Source organism: Pseudoxanthomonas sp. CF125 (genome assembly GCF_900104085.1).
Taxonomy (GTDB): Bacteria; Pseudomonadota; Gammaproteobacteria; order Xanthomonadales; family Xanthomonadaceae; genus Pseudoxanthomonas_A.
On sequence record NZ_FNLD01000003.1, the window covers coordinates 488426 to 504926 of the forward strand.

Genomic DNA, 16501 nt, shown 5'->3' on the forward strand with positions numbered 1-16501 from the left:
GGAAGCGCAGGGCGTATGGCGACGAAGATTTCCCGGATCGCGCGGCTGCGCCTGCAAAGGCAACGTATCGTCGGCGGGAAATTCGAATCGCCCGCCGAAGCCGTTTCCTGGCTGGGCGCTATGCAGGCGCAGGACTACGCAGCCGCGCTATGGGCGATCGGCTTGCGTACGCGGGACGCGACGCTGGCGCAAGTGGAACGGGCCATCGCCGAACGCCGCATCGTCCGCACCTGGCCGATGCGCGGCACATTGCATTTCCTCGCCGCCGAAGACGTGCGCTGGATGTCGGCGTTGATGGCGCCGCGCGTGATCGCCAGCAACAAAGCGCGGTTGCAGCGCGAGTTCGAGCTGGACGATGCCGTACTCGCCCGCTGCCGGAAAACGCTGGTGAAAGTCTTGCGGGACGGGCAGCGGCTGACCCGCAGCGATGTATACGCGAAGCTCGAAGAGGCCGGCATCTCCACCGCCAAGCAGCGCGGCATCCACATCACCGGGCAGCTGGCCCAGGAAGGTCTACTGTGCCTGGGCCCGCGCGCGGACAAGCAACCTACCTTCGTGCTGCTGGACGAATGGATTCCCAACAGCCGCACATTGGAGCGCGAGCAGGCGCTGGCCGAACTGGCGCGCCGTTATTTCCACAGCCATGGGCCGGCCACGGTGCAGGATTTCGCATGGTGGTCGGGGTTGATGGTCAAGGATGTGCAACTGGGCATAGAACTGGCCGCGACCGACCTGGCCCAGGAAATCATCGACGGCCGGCTTTATCTGCATTCGGGCGAAGAGTCTGAATCGGAAGAGGATGCTGCCGGCGATCCGCACCTGCTGCCTTCGTTCGATGAATACCTGGTCGCCTACAAGGATCGCAGCGAGGCGGTGGAAGCGCGTTTCAGCAAACAGGTCATCGGCATCAACGGTCTGTTCAACGCCAGTCTGGTGATCGATGGCCGCATCGTGGGCACCTGGAAGCGCAACATCGACAAGACCGGCCTGACAGTGGAGCTGAGTCCGTTCCGCGTCTTGCTTAAAAAAGAACTGAAATCGCTGGACAAGGCCGCGCGCCGCTATGGCGATTTCATCGGCCTGCCGGTGCAGGTGACGTAAGGCGGCATTGCCCCGCCTACGACTAAACTTTTATTCCCGTTCGTGGTGAGTGCTGAGCCTGTCGAAGCATCGAACCATGCTTTTCGCAGGGTATTTGACGTGCCTCGTCTGGAGAATCTCGCTAAGAGCGTGGTTCGACAGGCTCACCACGAACGGAGTTTATTTTTCCATTCAAAGACAAACTCAGACCTTTCTGGTCAGCCGCGCACCATGCAGCGCGGGTTTTCCATCCACCACGTCGGTCCAAACCAGATAGGCCGTTCCCCCGTGCGCGACCAGTTGCGCAAAACCGGTAGCGCGACCCCGGCCTTGCAGCGTGGCCACCCGGATGCGCTGCAATTCCTTGCCCAAGCCGGCGTCGTAACGCGCGAGCCACAGCGATTGTCCGTCGGCGCCCTCGCGCGACCAGCTCACCCACACCGCATCGCCATCGGCCGTTACACCGACGCGACCCTGCACTTCCAGTCCGCTATCCAGATCGACAGGAGCGGAGAAACTGTCCCCGGCATCCTGCGAACGGGCCACGCGCACCTTGGGCAGGTCGCCGGCGGCCGTGTACCACGCGACCCAGGCTTGCGTGCCTTTTGCCGCGACCGCGGGGCCATTGACCGGGCATGCCGGCATCTTCCAGCGGTCGTCGTGGACCTTGCGCGGCAAGGCCCACGCGCCATCGTCCAAACGCGCCGTCACGATGTCGCGGATCTCGTCTCCGTCGCGGTCGCGATAGACCAGCAGCGGCCCACGCGAAGTCATCGCCGCATCGGTCTGGCAGCAGTCGCAGGTGCGGGGGTCGAGCTCGCTCTCCGCGGATTTTTCCAGGCCCGTGCCGATGTTGGCCACGCGCAAGGTCATCGCACCCCCGTGCGCTTCATGGCCGCCATGCCCGCCGCCCGCGGTGTTGCGGCCATCCAGCCAGGCGATGCCGATGGAGTCGCGCGATTGCGGCCAGAGGGAAACGAAGCCGTGTTCGGTCGGCGTCCCATCGTCGTTGACCTTGATCGGCGCAGACCAGGTGTTTCCTCCATCTGCCGAACGCGACAGCACCACATCGTAGGCATAGGCCGCCTTCGCCGATTGGCGCAGCCAGTGTGCCCACAGCGTGCCATCGGCGGTGGCCGCCAGGTGCGGGGTGTCGGCCCAGTTGACGAACCAGTCGCCGCCGCGCGCGATTTCCCGCGGCGCGCTCCACGCAGTACCGTCGTAGGCCGCGAACATCAACGCATGCGCGTTTCCTCTCTCGGTTTCGATCCAGGACAGCAGCAACCGTCCATCCGCAGCGACCACCAGATCGGGCTGCGCCGCCTTCGCATGCACGGGCAACTTCCATTCCGACAGCCCATAGGCGACAGGTGCGCTCGGCGCCGGTGCGGCAGTATCGCCGTCGCAGGCGACCAGAAAGAGAAGGAGGAGCAAGAGGCAGTGGCGCATGGATGAAGCATAACGCTTTGTGTCGATGCACCTCCTTCTCTGCAGCAACCGAATCCCCGTGGGAGCGGCGTCCCGCCGCGAGCTCTTCGCGCAATCTGGCATTCACGGGAAAGCTCGCGGCGGGACGCCGCCCCCACAGCCCTCTCACACTATGAATTGTGCAATTACAAAGCCTGCAATTGGCTTTCTGTCAACGGGTTTCCACCAAGCGCCGCGACCGCCACAATCGAGGCCTGTCAATTCACGATTCGAAAAAACGCAATGCAGGACACCACCAAGCAACTCGCCCAACACATCGCCCGCACCATCGCCGTTGAAATCGGCGCCCAGACCGCGCAGGCCCTGGCCGCCATCGCGCTGCTGGACGAAGGCGCCAGCGTTCCCTTCATCGCCCGCTACCGCAAGGAAATCACCGGCGGGCTGGACGACACTCAGCTGCGCAACCTGGAAACGCGCCTGGCTTATCTGCGCGAACTGGAAGACCGCCGCGCCACCGTGCTGGCCAGCATCGAGGAACAAGGCAAGCTGACCGTCGAGTTGCGCGCCGAGATCGAGGCCGCCGACAGCAAGGCGCGGCTGGAAGATCTGTACCTGCCGTACAAGCCCAAGCGCCGCACCCGCGCGCAGATCGCCCGTGAGGCCGGACTGGAACCGCTGGCCGACGGATTGCTGGCCGATCCCAGCCAGTCGCCGGAGATCTTCGCCGCCGCTTTCGTGGATGCCGACAAGGGCGTGGCCGATGCCAAGGCCGCGCTGGACGGCGCGCGCGCGATCCTGATGGAGCGCTGGGGCGAATATCCTGCGCTGGTCGGCGAACTGCGCAACTGGCTGGGCGAAGTGGGCGTGATCCGCGCCCGCGTGGCCGAGGGCAAGGAAGAGGCCGGCGCCAAGTATCGCGACTACTTCGAACACAGCGAATCGCTGGCGAAGATTCCTTCGCATCGTTTGCTGGCCTTGTTCCGCGCGCGCAAGGAAGAAATCCTGTATCTCGACCTGGATCCCGGCAAGGACGCGGAGGCCGGCCACCTGTACGGCGACGGCCGCGTGGCGCTTCATGCCGGCGTCAGCGACCGGGGCCGCGCTGCCGACCGCTGGCTGCTGGACAGTTGCCGGATGACTTGGCGTGCCAAATTGCACCTGCATTTGCTGCTCGATCTCTTCAGCCAGGCGCGCGAAAAGGCAGAAGCCGAAGCCATCGCGATCTTCGGCGACAATCTGAAGGATCTGCTGCTGGCCGCACCGGCTGGCGCACGCACGGTGATGGGCCTGGATCCGGGCATCCGCACCGGCGTGAAAGTGGCGGTGGTCGACCGTACCGGAAAACTGGTGGCGACGGATACGATCTATCCGCACGAACCGCGCAAGCAGTGGGAGCAGTCGCTGCATTCGTTGCACAAGCTGTGCGTCCAGCACAACGTGGAGCTGATCGCCATCGGCAACGGCACCGCCTCGCGCGAGACCGACAAGCTGGCCGGCGAAGTGATCGGCAAGCACCCCGAGTTGAAGCTGCAGAAGATCGTGGTCAGCGAAGCCGGCGCTTCGGTGTATTCGGCCTCGGAACTGGCGGCGAAGGAATTCCCGGAGCTGGACGTTAGCCTGCGCGGCGCGGTGTCGATTGCGCGGCGGCTGCAGGATCCGCTGGCCGAACTGGTGAAGATCGAGCCCAAGGCGATCGGCGTGGGCCAGTATCAGCACGACGTGGATCCCTACCGCATGGCGCGCGCGCTGGATGCGCGCGTGGAGGACTGCGTGAACGCGGTCGGCGTGCACGTGAACACCGCCTCGGCCGCGCTGCTTTCGCGGGTGTCCGGCCTGTCCGCCTCGGTGGCGGAGAACATCGTCCTGCATCGCGACCAGAACGGCCCGTTCAAGCGCCGCCGCGAATTGCTGAAGGTGCCGCGCCTGGGCGAGAAGACCTTCGAGCAGTGCGCCGGCTTCCTGCGCATCGCCGATGGCGACGAGCCGCTGGACGCGTCCTCGGTGCATCCGGAAGCGTATCCGGTGGTCGAACGCATCGTGAAGGACAGCGGCCGCGCGGTGAAGCAGCTGATCGGCGACAGCGGCTACCTGCGGGGATTGAAACCGGAATCCTTCACCGACGAGAAGTTCGGCGTGCCGACGGTGCGCGATATCCTCAAGGAACTGGAGAAGCCGGGCCGCGACCCGCGTCCCGAGTTCAAGGCCGCGCGTTTCGCCGAAGGCGTCGAGGAGATCAAACACCTCAAGGTCGGCATGATCCTGGAAGGCGTGGTCACCAACGTCGCCGCCTTCGGCGCGTTCGTCGACATCGGCGTACACCAGGACGGACTGGTCCACATCTCGGCGCTGTCCGACACCTACGTGAAAGACCCGCGCGATGTGGTCAAGGCCGGCGACATCGTCAAGGTGCGGGTGCTGGAAGTGGACATTCCGCGCAAGCGCATCGCGTTGACACGGCGGTTGGAGGACGTGCCGGTGGCCAAGCCGGCGCAGGACAGCCACCGGCGCGATGCGGATCCATCACGCGGCCGAACACCGAGCCGGCAAGGCAAACCTGCAACGCAGCCGACTAAGCCGCAACCCGCGAATAATGCGTTGGCAGCAGCGTTTGCACGAGCAAAGAGCGGCGCCTGATCGAATCGGTAGGTGCGTAGGAGCGACGTAAGTCGCGACTAGGCGCGTTGTATTTTCTAGGCCGACCACCAAGACCCCGCTTTTTTCCGTCGCGACTTACGTCGCTCCTACGTCAGGCGACTCGGCTTCGTCGCGCGCGCGTCAGATGCACCAGCAGCAACGAAATCGCCGCGGGCGTCATGCCGGGAATACGCTGCGCCTGGCCAACGGTCTGCGGCTGCACACGCTCCAGCTTCTGCAGCACCTCGAAAGACAGGCCGCGCACGCCGGCATAGTCGAAGCCCGACGGAATGGCGGTGTCTTCGTTGCGCTGCTGGCGCTCGATCTCCTCGCGCTGGCGGTCCAGGTAGCCGGAATACTTCACCCCGATCTCCACCTGTTCGGCGACCTTGGCGTCCTCGACCCCCGGCCCGATAGAAGGCACCGACACCAGCTTGGCGTAATCCAGTTCCGGGCGCTTGATCATGTCCAGCACCGTGGTTTCGCGGCTGACGGCGATACCCAGTGTGGCTTCGACCTCGCGACCCAGCGCATTGCCGGGCGACACCCAGACCGCACGCAGGCGCTCGGTTTCCCGGGCGATCGCATCGCGCTTGGCGGCGAACTTCGACCAGCGCGTATCGTCGACCAGCCCCATCGCCCGGCCGGTTTCGGTCAGGCGCAGATCCGCATTGTCTTCGCGCAGCTGCAGGCGGTATTCCGCGCGCGAAGTGAACATGCGGTACGGCTCCTTGGTGCCGTGGGTGATCAGATCGTCGATGAGGACGCCGATATAGGCCTCGTCGCGACGCGGCGACCACGCTTCTTTCTGCTGCACCTGCCGCGCGGCGTTGAGACCGGCGATCAATCCCTGCGCGGCGGCTTCCTCGTAACCGGTGGTGCCGTTGATCTGCCCGGCGAAGAACAGGCCGGCTACCGCCTTGGTTTCCAGCGAGGATTTCAATCCGCGCGGATCGAAGAAATCGTATTCGATGGCGTAGCCCGGCCGGGTGATGTGCGCCTGCTCCATGCCGCGGATGCTGCGCACCAGCTCCAGCTGCACGTCGAACGGCAGCGAGGTGGAAATGCCGTTGGGATAGATTTCGGCCACGTCCAGGCCTTCCGGCTCGACGAAGATCTGATGCGAGGCCTTCTCGGCGAAGCGCACCACCTTGTCCTCGATGGACGGGCAGTAGCGCGGGCCGATGCCTTCGATCTGGCCGCTGTACAACGGCGAGCGGTGCAGCGCGTTGCGAATGATTTCGTGGGTGCGCTCGCTGGTGTGGGTGATCCAGCACGAGACCTGGCGCGGATGCTGCAAGGCGTCGCCGACGAACGACATCACCGGCAGCGGATCGTCGCCGGGCTGTTCTTCCATCACCGAATAGTCCAGCGAACGTCCGTCGATGCGCGGCGGCGTGCCGGTCTTCAGACGATCGACTACGAACAAACCTTCGCGCAGCTTGTGCGCCAGCGCGGTGGCCGGCGGATCGCCGGCGCGGCCGGCGGCGTACTGGGTTTCGCCGACATGGATCTTGCCGGCCAGGAAGGTACCCGCGGTCAGCACCACGCAGGGCGCGTCGAAACGCAGGCCGGTCTGGGTGATGGCGCCGCGCACGGTGTTGTTTTCGATCACCAGATCGTCGACGGCGGCCTGGAAAATCGTCAGGTTGGCCTGCGCTTCCACGATGCGGCGGACGGCGCTGCGGTACAGCGAACGATCGGCCTGGCAGCGCGTGGCGCGTACCGCCGGGCCTTTGGAAGCGTTGAGCGTGCGCCACTGGATGCCGGCCAGGTCGGCGGCGTGCGCCATGACCCCGCCCAGCGCATCGATTTCCTTGACCAGATGGCCCTTGCCGATGCCGCCGATGGCCGGGTTGCAGCTCATCGCGCCCACGGTCTCCACGTTGTGCGTGAGCAGCAGCGTGCGCGCGCCGGCGCGCGCGGAGGCCAGCGCCGCTTCGGTACCGGCGTGGCCGCCGCCTATGACGATGACGTCGTAGTGGTGGAAAGAGGCGTTCATGGCGATCAGTTTCGCATTGCAGGAGAGGAGGGGCTAATCGGGGGCAGGCAGAAAAGTTGGCACGGTTTCTGCGATATCCCCATTGCACCCGTCGTGGCAAGCGACCAGGGGCGCAGGCTGGTAATTGGAACAGGGGCCAGCCATGTGCACTGCGGGGGAGCGCGGGGCCGGTAGTCGGGGGACTGCCGGCCCCATTTTATTTGCAACGCGCGGCCAATCCAACAAAAAGCCCGGCATGGCCGGGCTTTTGCATGAGCGCCGACGCCCGGCAGGGCCGGAACAGGGGGGATCCAGATTTCCCCACCGGACGTCGACATAGAGGCTTGTCATTCCAATCACGTCAATAAGCGACGCAACCGGTCAATTGGTCATGACAAGCCTGCGGCGTTCGGGCGACCCCTTGGTAAGTGTCAGGGTTCGTCGGTTCTTATCCGCTCGCGGTTTGTTGCGCGCGGGACCGTTTGCGCACGCTCCACCGGCCGCGGCCTTTCCATCTGGCGGGGCTGGGGCTGGGAGCGAACCGACATCCGCGGTTGCTGGTTGCCGCCCTCGGGCCTGACCCGCATGCCCGGATAGCGGCCGCCTTCCTGGCGGACCTGCGGTTGGCTGGGAGCCTGGGGAATGCCGTTGCGGGGCGGAATCATCACCTGACCCGAATCCTGGTAGCGGCCGTCGGGACGGCGCCAAGGGGGCGGTCGATCGCCCTGACTCGGCGGCCGGTCGTCGTTGTGGTCCGGGCGGTGCGGACGGTGCGGCCGATAGGGGTAATACGGGTAGTAGCCACCGTAATAGCCATAGGGGGAATAGCCGTAACCGCCACCGTACCCATAGCCGCCGTAACCGTACGAGCCGTACCCGTAGCCGCCGCCGTAAGGTCCGTAGTACTCCACCGAAGGCCGACCGTAGTAATAACCGCCCGGCGCACTGCCGCCGGCATAGTCGTACGTCGCGCAGCCGCTGAGTGCGGCGGCGGCGAAGAGTGCGGTCAACAGACGCATTTTCATAAGACACCCCTGATTCGTACGGCCAGAATCTGCCTGCCGCATTGAATCGGTGCTTAATTCCACCGGCTGGCTTCGGACACGGCGGGTTCCATTCATGTGCTCGGCCCATGTGCCGATGCCGGTTGGCTTCGGCGGGTCCGGGACCGGCAAGGGATACGCTAATCTTTGGGGATGCCCGACTCCCTGCCTTGCTTCGACGACATCCTGGCCGCCGCCGCACGTATTTCGCCCCACGCCTACGTTACTCCGGTACTCCGTTCGCGCACGCTGGACACGCTGGCGTCGGCGCAGCTGCACTTCAAGGCCGAGCATTTGCAACGGGTGGGCGCATTCAAGTTCCGCGGCGCGTGCAATGCGGTCTGGGCGCTTTCCGAGGCGCAAGCACGCGCGGGCGTGGTCACCCATTCCTCCGGCAACCATGGCGCGGCGCTGGCGCTGGCCGCCCAGACCCGGGGCATCGCCTGCCATGTGGTGGTGCCCGAGGGCGCGGTGGCGGCCAAACTGGCCTCGATCCAGCGCTACGGCGCGACCCTGCACCCCTGCGCACCCAGCATCGCCGCGCGCGAGGAGAAGTGCCTGCAGGTGCAGCGCGAAACCGGCGCGGTCCTGGTTCATCCCTACACCGATCCGCGGGTGATCGCGGGCCAGGGCACTGCGGCGCTGGAATTGCTCAATGCCGTGGAGGAGTTGGAAGTGCTGGTGGTGCCGGTGGGTGGCGGCGGCCTGGCCGCGGGTACCGCGATCGCCGCGGCGGCCCTGTTGCCGGATTGCCGGGTGGTGCTGGCCGAACCGGAAGGCGCCGCCGACACCGCGCGTTCGCTGGCCGCTGGCGAGCGTCTCGTCGATTTCGTTCCCGACACCGTCTGCGACGGTCTGCGCGGCACCCTGGGGCAACCGAATTTCGAACTGCTGCGGCGACACGCGGTGGAAGTGCTGACGGTGCGCGACGCCGACACCCTGCAAGCCATGCGCCTGCTCTGGCAGACCACCAAGCAGTTGGTGGAGCCTTCTTCGGCCATCGCCCTGGCGGCGGTGCTGCAACACTCCGCACGCTTCGCCGGGCGGCGCGTCGGCTTGCTGCTGTCCGGAGGCAACGTCGACCTGGACGCTCTGCCCTGGAGCGCCAAGTGAGCGCGCCCCGCCAGCGCAAACGTCGCGGCGCGCTGGGCTGGGCCTGGCGCCTGCTGCTGTTGCTGGCGCTGTGGCTGGTGGGCGTGGCCTCCTACATCGTGTGGGTCGGCGAGCGCGACCAGGCCGCACCCGCCGATGTGATCATCGTGCTGGGCGCCGCCGCCTACGACGCCCGCCCTTCGCCGGTGTTCGCCGAACGCATCCGCCATGGCATCGACCTTTACCAGCGCGGCCTGGCCAAGCACCTCATCTTCACCGGCGGTTTCGGCAACGGCGCGCGGTTCTCCGAATCGCAGGTGGCCCAGCGCTATGCGTTGAAACACGGCGTGCCGCGGCAGGCGATCCTGATCGAAACCCGGTCGCGCACCACCCACCAGAACCTGCAGCAGGCGGCGGTGCTGATGAAGGCGCACGGGTTCAAGCGCGCGATCGTGGTCAGCGATCCCCTGCATATGGCGCGGGCGCTGCGGCTGGCGCGGGAAGCGGGCATCGACGCGCTGGGATCGTCCACCCCCACCAGCCGCTTCCGCAGCTTCGAGACGCGCAAGCGCTTCCTGTTGCAGGAGGTGTATTTCTTCCATCGCGACCTGTTCGTGAAGACTCGATAGCTGCAGCCGATAACTGCGCAGCCTATGGCCGCGCCCGGGAACGGGCGAATGCCGTCGAACGGGGTGCCGGCGCTATGATGAAACGCTGATCAGGCATCCAGGGGATCCGTGCATGAAGATCGATGGCAACCGCAAGCAGGACCGCGCCACTGAGCTGGTGCTGACCTATTACTCCGCCTTCAACCGCGGCGACTGGGACGGCATGCTGGCGCTGTTGACCGAGGACGTGGCCCATGACCTCAACCAGGGCGGGCGCGAAATCGGACGCGAGGCGTTCGCGGTCTTCCTGGCGCGGATGCAGGCCAGCTACCGCGAACAGCTGCGCGACATCGTTGTGCTGGCCGCCATCGACGGCGACCGCGCCGCAGCCGAATACGTGGTGCACGGCCAATACCACGCCACCGATGAGGGCCTGCCGCCCGCCCGTGGCCAGAAATACGTGCTGCCCGGCGGCGCGTTCTTCGAGATACGTGAAGACCGCATCGCCCGGGTCAGCAACTACTACAACCTGCAGGACTGGATCGCGCAGGTTTCAGCGTAGGTCGGGGCTACGCCCCCGACGCGCGAGTCGTGGGTCCAGAGCTGCATGATCGCTAGAGAGCCTGCCCCGTACTTGATACGGGGGCAGGAGAGGGGTGTGCGAGCGTAGTGATGCGTGCTTTGGCTCTTCATACACTCGACGTGTAAGGATTGTTCACCGCTACCGGCTCCGGCTCACCCTCTCCCAGCCTTCGGCCACCCTCTCCCATCAAGGGAGAGGGATTAATCCCAAGCACTCATTCGCGACGACGGATCGGTATCGCCGATATCGGCACCGAGGCTACTTCCTCGCCCTGCCCGCGGATCGGCGCGCCCGGCGGCGGCGCCCAGGCATGGGCGTAGATGACTTCCCAGGTGCTGGGCAGCTTGCCGTCGTCGCGGCGGAAGGCTTCGTAGGCGGCGCTGGCGGCGGCGAATCGCGAGCGTCCGGTCAAGGTGTGCCTGCGCGATTGCAGCGCATTGGTCGCACCCATCGCGCGCAACTCACGCATCAATGCCGGCAGGTCATCGTAGGTCAGAGTGAAGCGGTCGCGGTCGACCACCGGGTCGCGGAAACCCGACATCAGCAGCGCATCGCCGAATTGTGCGATGGGCGGGAACCGGCTGACATGCGGCGTCGCATCGGCCTGTGCGAAGGCGTCGCGCAATTCGATCAGCGTTTCCGGGCCGAAGGTGGAACACAGCAACAGCCCGCCCGGCTTGAGCACGCGTCTGAATCCGGCGAACACCGCCGGCAAATCTTCCACCCATTGCAGGCACAGGTTGCTGAACAACACGTCCACGCTGCCGTCGGCGAAAGGAAGCGCGCGCGCATCGGCGCACACGCGCGCGAACGGCTTCCACCAGCCCGCATGCTTCTTCGCCTCGCGCAACATCGGCAGGGCCATGTCCAGCGCCACCACCTGCGCACGCGGCCAACGCTTGCGCATCGCCGCGGCCGCGTGCGCCGGGCCGCTGCCGACATCCAACGCTACTTGCGGCGCGCGCTCGCCCAGATAGTCCAGCGATTCGAGCAGGCGCTTCTCGACCTCGTGCTGCAGGGCGGCGGCCGCATCGTAGCTGGAGGCGGAACGCGAAAAAGCGCGGCGGATCTGGCGGTGGTCGAAAGGGGTGTTCATTGAAGAGGATTCTGCTGCAAATCTCTGATGCGATCTCATGAAACCGTAGGAGCGACGTAAGTCGCAAAGGCAGGCTCGCGCGAACGGCGTCCATTCGCGACTTACGTCGCTCCTACGGCGGGGGAACGGATGCCATGAAGTTGCGCACTTCATCGGCAACCTGGTCGGCATGGCCGAGGAAAGGGGCGTGTCCGCCACCTGGAATGTCCAGATAATGGCTACCCGGTACCATCGCCGCAGCGGCCTGCATGGCGGCGGGAGAGACCAGGCGGTCACGATGTCCGGAGATCCACAGGCTGGGGATCGATATCGCCGGCAACGATCCGCGCAGATCGCTTTGCTCCAGTAAAACGAGGCCCTGTTGCAAAGCTTGCGGGGAGGGTTCGCCGCGCGCGTAGAGCTTTCCCTTCAGTGTGCGCAGTTCGGCGCGCGCATGCTCGGAACCGATGGTATCCAGAGCCAGGAAACGCTCCAGCGTCCCGCGATAATCCTGCTGCAGGTCCCTGCCGAACTGCTCGAACACCGAGACTTCCACCGCATGCGGCCAATCCCCGCCGCACACGAAGCGCGGCGTGACCGCAACCAGCGCCAGCGCGCGCACCTGCGTGGAAACCGAAGCGGCATGCAAGGCGAACAGGCCGCCCAGCGACCACGCCAGCCAGGCAGCAGGCGGCGTGCGCGCAAGGATTTCGGCGACGGTGGCTTGCAGCGTCAGCGGCGTGGCGTCTTCGCGGCTGTAGCCGTGACCGGGCAGATCCACCAGATGCATGCGGAAACGATCGGACAAGCGATCGACCAGGGGCGCGAACACCCCGCCGTGCAATCCCCAACCATGAATCAAGACCAAGGGCGGGCCATCGCCCACGATTTCTATATGCAACGGCATTTAATCAGGCGGCGCCCCGCACGCGCTGAACGGCGTCGCGCGAGCGCGCCAGGACTTCGACCATGGCATCCACCTCGGCCGCCATGTGCAAAGCGGACAAAGTCACCCGCAGGCGCGCCTTGCCTTCGGGCACGGTGGGCGGGCGGATGGCGGCGACCAGATAGCCGGCGTTCTCCAGCGCCGAGGACAGAGCCACCGCGCTGGCGTCGTCGCCGCACATCACCGGCTGGATGGGCGAATCGGAAGGCAGCAATTCCAGCCCATAGCGTTGCGCGCCGGTGCGGAAGCGGCCGATCAGTCCCTGCAGCTTTTCCCGCCGCCAATGATCGCGGCGCGCATGCTTGACCGCGGCCAGCGCCGCCGCTGCCTGCGCCGGCGGCAGCGCCGTGGTGTAGATGTAGGGACGCGCGGTTTCGTGCAGGTGCTGGATCAGGGCGTCGTCGCCCACCACCACCGCGCCATAACCGCCCAGCGCCTTGCCCAGGGTAACCAGTTGCAGCGGCACTTCGACCATGCCCAGGTTCGCTTCGGCCACGCTTCCGCGCCCTTCCGGCCCGCGCACGCCGACGCCATGCGCGTCGTCCACGTACAGCAATGCCCGCTGCATGCGCGCGACCAGGGTCAGCGCCCGCAGCGGCGCCACGTCGCCGTCCATGCTGAAGACGCCATCGGTGGCCAGCATCGCCGCGCCTTCCGGCGCATGCTTGAGTTGCCGCAGCGCGCCTTCGGCATCGGCATGCGGATAACGCCGCAGCCTGCAACCCGCAAGCAGCGATGCATCCAGCAGACTGGCGTGGTTGAGGCGGTCCTGCACGCAGACATCGTCGTCTTCCTGCAGCAAAGCCTGTTGCACGGCCAGATTGGCCATGAATCCGCTGCCGAACAGCAGCCCGCGCGAATAGCCCAGCCACTGCGCGATTTCGCGCTCCAGGGCTTCGTGGGCGGCGTGGTGGCCGCTGACCAGATGCGAAGCGCCCGCACCGACGCCATCGCGCGCGGCGCCGTCCTGCAGTGCGCTGACCACTTCGAACTGCTGCGACAGGCCCAGGTAATCGTTGCTGCAGAACTCGGTCAGCCAGCGGCCATCGACTTCCACGCGCACGCCGTCGCGGCGGGTGATGGTGCGGCGCACGCGCACGCGGCCCTGGGCGATGCGCAGTTTGCGCAGCGCTTGGACGCGTTCGTGCAGATCGGGCCGCATGGCTTTAGGCGGCGCGTCCGCAGGCGTGGTTGTGTTCGATGATGTCGGCATGCACGGTTCCCCCTGGCGCTGGCATGGCTGGCTCCACCGGCATGGGCCGCAGGCCGAGGCGCGCGAACAGCGCCTGGTCGCGTTCCACGTCCGGGTTGCCGGTGGTCAACAGTTTTTCCCCGTAGAAGATCGAATTGGCGCCAGCGGCGAAGCACAGCGCCTGCAGCTCGTCGCTCATGGATTCGCGGCCAGCCGACAATCTGACCATAGAGTGAGGCATGGTGATCCGCGCGATTGCGATGGTGCGCACGAATTCGAACGGATCCAGCTCGGCGGTGCCGTGCAGCGGGGTGCCTTCCACCTGCACCAGGCGGTTGATCGGCACCGAATCCGGATGCGCCGGCAGGTTGGCCAGCGCCAGCAGCAGGCCGGCGCGCTGGGCGCGCGACTCGCCCATGCCGACGATGCCGCCGCAGCAGGTCTTCATGCCGGCGTCGCGCACGTGTTCCAGCGTGTCCAGGCGGTCCTGGTATTCGCGGGTATGGATGATCTCGCCGTAGAAATCCGGCGCGGTGTCCAGGTTGTGGTTGTAGTAGTCCAGGCCGGCCGACTTCAACGCATCGGCCTGCGGCGCGCTGAGCATGCCCAGGGTGGCGCAGGTTTCCAGTCCCAGCGCCTTCACTTCGCGGATCATGGCCGCGACCTTGGGGATATCGCGGTCCTTGGGCGAGCGCCAGGCCGCGCCCATGCAGAAGCGCGAGGCACCGGCGGCCTTGGCCTGCCTGGCCTTTTCCAGCACCGCCTCGGTGCTCATCAATTTCTGCGCATCGACGCCGGTGTGGTAGCGCTGGGCCTGCGGGCAGTAGGCGCAGTCCTCGGGGCAGCCGCCGGTCTTGACCGACAACAGAGTGGAAACCTGGACTTCGGCCGGATCGAAATGCTGACGGTGCACGCTGGCGGCCCGGTGCAGGAGTTCGGTGAACGGCAGTTCGAACAGGGCCAGCAGTTCGGACTGCTGCCAGTCGTGGCGGAGCATGCTGATAGAAGCGGGACTGGCGGCGATCGGGGCTTGTGCGGACATCGGGGCCTCGCGGCGTTAAAGTCCGGGCAGTCTGAAAACCGGAAGCAAGGCTGTCAACCGCATGGATGCTCTGAAAGTTGACGGGTGGCTGCGAAAGGCCGCCCGGGCGGTGTTTTCGCCACGCTGCCTGCTCTGCGGCGAAAGCGGCGCGGAGGGCCGGGATCTGTGCCGCGCCTGCGCCGAAGCGCTGCCCTGGAACGACAGCGCCTGCCTGCGTTGCGCCTTGCCGCTGCCCGCGCCGGGCACCTGCGGCGCCTGCCTGCAACGTCCGCCGCCGCTGGCCGAAACCCATGCGGTGTTCGTTTACGGGTTTCCGCTGGACCGGCTGGTGCCCCGCTTCAAGTTCCACAACGATCTGGCCGCGGGACGGCTGCTGTCCGAGCTCATGCTGCAAGGCGTATCCGGGCTACCCAGACCTTCGGCCTTGGTACCGGTGCCGCTGCACGAATCCCGTTTGCGCCGGCGCGGCTACGACCAGGCGCAGGAACTGGCGAAATCCCTGACCCGCGCATTGCAGGTTCCCCTGTTATCGGAGGCGCTGGTCCGCACGCGCGCCACCGCGCCGCAGTCCGAACTGGATGCCGGCGCCCGTCAACGCAACCTGCGGCGCGCGTTCGAAGTGCGCGCGGGCGCGGCATTGCCGGATCACGTGACGCTGATGGACGATGTGATGACCACCGGCGCGACGTTGGAAGCCGCCGCAAAGAGTTTGCGGCGCGCCGGAGTAACGCGAGTGGATGCGTGGGTTTGCGCGCGAGTGCCCTAGAGCCTGTTCACGATCTGTCGGAAGGCGTCATATTTGTCTGCGGAAGATCTGGAAAATGACTCGTCGTCCCCGCGAAGGCGGGGATCCAGTGTCTTTCGTACCGCGACCGTACAGTTTGTAGAAACGCTTAAGTCACTGGATCCCCGCCTTCGCGGGGACGACGGATTTATTTTTCAGTTTCACAAATTATTTCAAAGATCGTGAACAGGCTCTTAGTCAACCACACGCCTGCGCCGGCAGAAGCGAAATCTGCAGCGCGGGAACTATCGCTTCACCCAGAGCCGTCCCAATTAGAATTACGCCCGGACTGCCCAAGCCGGCATCGCGCGCATCAGCTGCCAACCGGCCCAGGGTCGTGAGCAGCCGCGCCTCGTCCGGCTGGCTTGCCGCTTGCACGACGGCGGCCGGCGTATGCGCCGGCAGATGCAGCAACAATGCTGCGCTGAGCGATTCCAGCCGGTCCATGCCCATGTAGATCGCCAGCGTGGTGCCGGTGGCGGCTAAGGCCGCCCAGTCCGGTTCGCTGTGGTCCTGCGCGTGGGCGGTGACGAAAGTGACGCCGCGGCAATGATCGCGATGGGTCAGGGAAACGCCCAACGCCGCTGCGGCTGCGAAACCGGAACTGATGCCGTTGACGATGGCCACTTCGATGCCGGATTTGCGCAGGAAGCCGATTTCCTCGCCGGCGCGGCCGAACAGCAGCGCCTCGCCGCCCTTGACCCGAACCACGTGCGCTCCGCGTTGCGCATAGCGGCGCATCAGCCGGCAGATGAACGCCTGCGGCGTGGAGCGGCAACCGCCGCGCTTGCCCACGCGGATGACTCGTGCCCGCGGCGCCAGCGACACGATCTGCGGATCGACCAGATCGTCCAGCATCAGCACATCCGCGGTCGCCAGCGTTCTGACGGCTTTTATCGTCAGCAGCTCCAGATCGCCGGGTCCGGCCGATACCAGGCTGACCTTGCCGCCGCGGGTGTTCGCGGTGCCGGAATCGTGGTTGCTATTCATTCGTTCGGTTCTCCGGAAAGATC

General features: G+C 66.1%; 14 protein-coding genes. 6 read left to right on the forward strand and 8 right to left on the reverse strand.

Annotated elements, in window-relative coordinates:
• Positions 1–15: 15 nt before the first annotated feature.
• On the forward strand, positions 16–1101 hold the full coding sequence (locus tag BLR66_RS15710; protein WP_093289185.1) for a winged helix DNA-binding domain-containing protein: 1086 nt from the start codon (positions 16–18) through the stop codon (positions 1099–1101).
• Positions 1102–1284: 183 nt separating this feature from the next.
• Here BLR66_RS15710 and BLR66_RS15715 read toward each other — a convergent pair whose 3' ends face one another.
• Positions 1285–2529, reverse strand: a complete 1245-nt coding sequence (locus BLR66_RS15715) for a sialidase family protein (RefSeq protein ID WP_093289188.1) — start codon at positions 2527–2529, stop codon at positions 1285–1287.
• Between the two features lie 261 nt (positions 2530–2790).
• Here BLR66_RS15715 and BLR66_RS15720 point away from each other — a divergent pair, with 261 nt between their 5' ends.
• Positions 2791–5142 (forward strand): Tex family protein, encoded by a 2352-nt coding sequence (locus BLR66_RS15720; RefSeq protein ID WP_093289191.1) that lies wholly within the window; start codon positions 2791–2793, stop codon positions 5140–5142.
• A gap of 112 nt (positions 5143–5254) precedes the next feature.
• Here the strand turns inward: BLR66_RS15720 and mnmG are convergent, their stop codons facing one another.
• A complete protein-coding gene (gene mnmG / locus BLR66_RS15725) occupies positions 5255–7144 on the reverse strand; it encodes a tRNA uridine-5-carboxymethylaminomethyl(34) synthesis enzyme MnmG (protein ID WP_093289194.1) in 1890 nt (629 codons plus the stop codon).
• Between the two features lie 410 nt (positions 7145–7554).
• Entirely contained in the window at positions 7555–8148 is a 594-nt protein-coding gene (locus BLR66_RS15730) for a hypothetical protein (RefSeq protein WP_093289197.1), read from the reverse strand.
• A gap of 171 nt (positions 8149–8319) precedes the next feature.
• On the opposite strand from BLR66_RS15730, the gene BLR66_RS15735 reads away from it, so the two are divergent.
• From BLR66_RS15735 to BLR66_RS15745, 3 genes are all read left to right on the forward strand, one after another.
• Positions 8320–9279 (forward strand): pyridoxal-phosphate dependent enzyme, encoded by a 960-nt coding sequence (locus BLR66_RS15735; RefSeq protein ID WP_093289200.1) that lies wholly within the window; start codon positions 8320–8322, stop codon positions 9277–9279.
• Complete coding sequence (locus BLR66_RS15740) at positions 9276–9887, forward strand: YdcF family protein (RefSeq protein ID WP_093289203.1); 612 nt, start codon at positions 9276–9278, stop codon at positions 9885–9887. Before BLR66_RS15735 ends, BLR66_RS15740 begins: the two co-directional genes overlap by 4 nt.
• 112 nt (positions 9888–9999) lie before the next feature.
• A complete protein-coding gene (locus BLR66_RS15745; protein ID WP_093289206.1) occupies positions 10000–10428 on the forward strand; it encodes a ketosteroid isomerase-related protein in 429 nt (142 codons plus the stop codon).
• Positions 10429–10663: 235 nt separating this feature from the next.
• Here BLR66_RS15745 and bioC read toward each other — a convergent pair whose 3' ends face one another.
• From bioC to bioB, 4 genes are all read right to left on the reverse strand, one after another.
• Positions 10664–11545, reverse strand: a complete 882-nt coding sequence (bioC, locus tag BLR66_RS15750) for a malonyl-ACP O-methyltransferase BioC (protein WP_093289209.1) — start codon at positions 11543–11545, stop codon at positions 10664–10666.
• Between the two features lie 112 nt (positions 11546–11657).
• On the reverse strand, positions 11658–12425 hold the full coding sequence (bioH, locus tag BLR66_RS15755) for a pimeloyl-ACP methyl ester esterase BioH (protein WP_093289897.1): 768 nt from the start codon (positions 12423–12425) through the stop codon (positions 11658–11660).
• A 10-nt stretch (positions 12426–12435) separates the two neighbouring features.
• A complete protein-coding gene (gene bioF, locus BLR66_RS15760) occupies positions 12436–13683 on the reverse strand; it encodes an 8-amino-7-oxononanoate synthase (RefSeq protein WP_176943913.1) in 1248 nt (415 codons plus the stop codon).
• Positions 13637–14659 (reverse strand): biotin synthase BioB, encoded by a 1023-nt coding sequence (gene bioB / locus BLR66_RS15765; RefSeq protein WP_093289898.1) that lies wholly within the window; start codon positions 14657–14659, stop codon positions 13637–13639. The genes bioF and bioB overlap by 47 nt, the downstream gene beginning before the upstream one ends.
• A gap of 106 nt (positions 14660–14765) precedes the next feature.
• On the opposite strand from bioB, the gene BLR66_RS15770 reads away from it, so the two are divergent.
• Positions 14766–15470 carry a ComF family protein gene (locus BLR66_RS15770; RefSeq protein WP_093289215.1) on the forward strand — a complete coding sequence of 235 codons (705 nt, stop codon included), beginning with the start codon at positions 14766–14768 and terminating at the stop codon, positions 15468–15470.
• A 216-nt stretch (positions 15471–15686) separates the two neighbouring features.
• Here the strand turns inward: BLR66_RS15770 and cobA are convergent, their stop codons facing one another.
• Complete coding sequence (gene cobA / locus BLR66_RS15775; protein WP_093289218.1) at positions 15687–16478, reverse strand: uroporphyrinogen-III C-methyltransferase; 792 nt, start codon at positions 16476–16478, stop codon at positions 15687–15689.
• Positions 16479–16501 lie beyond the last annotated feature (23 nt).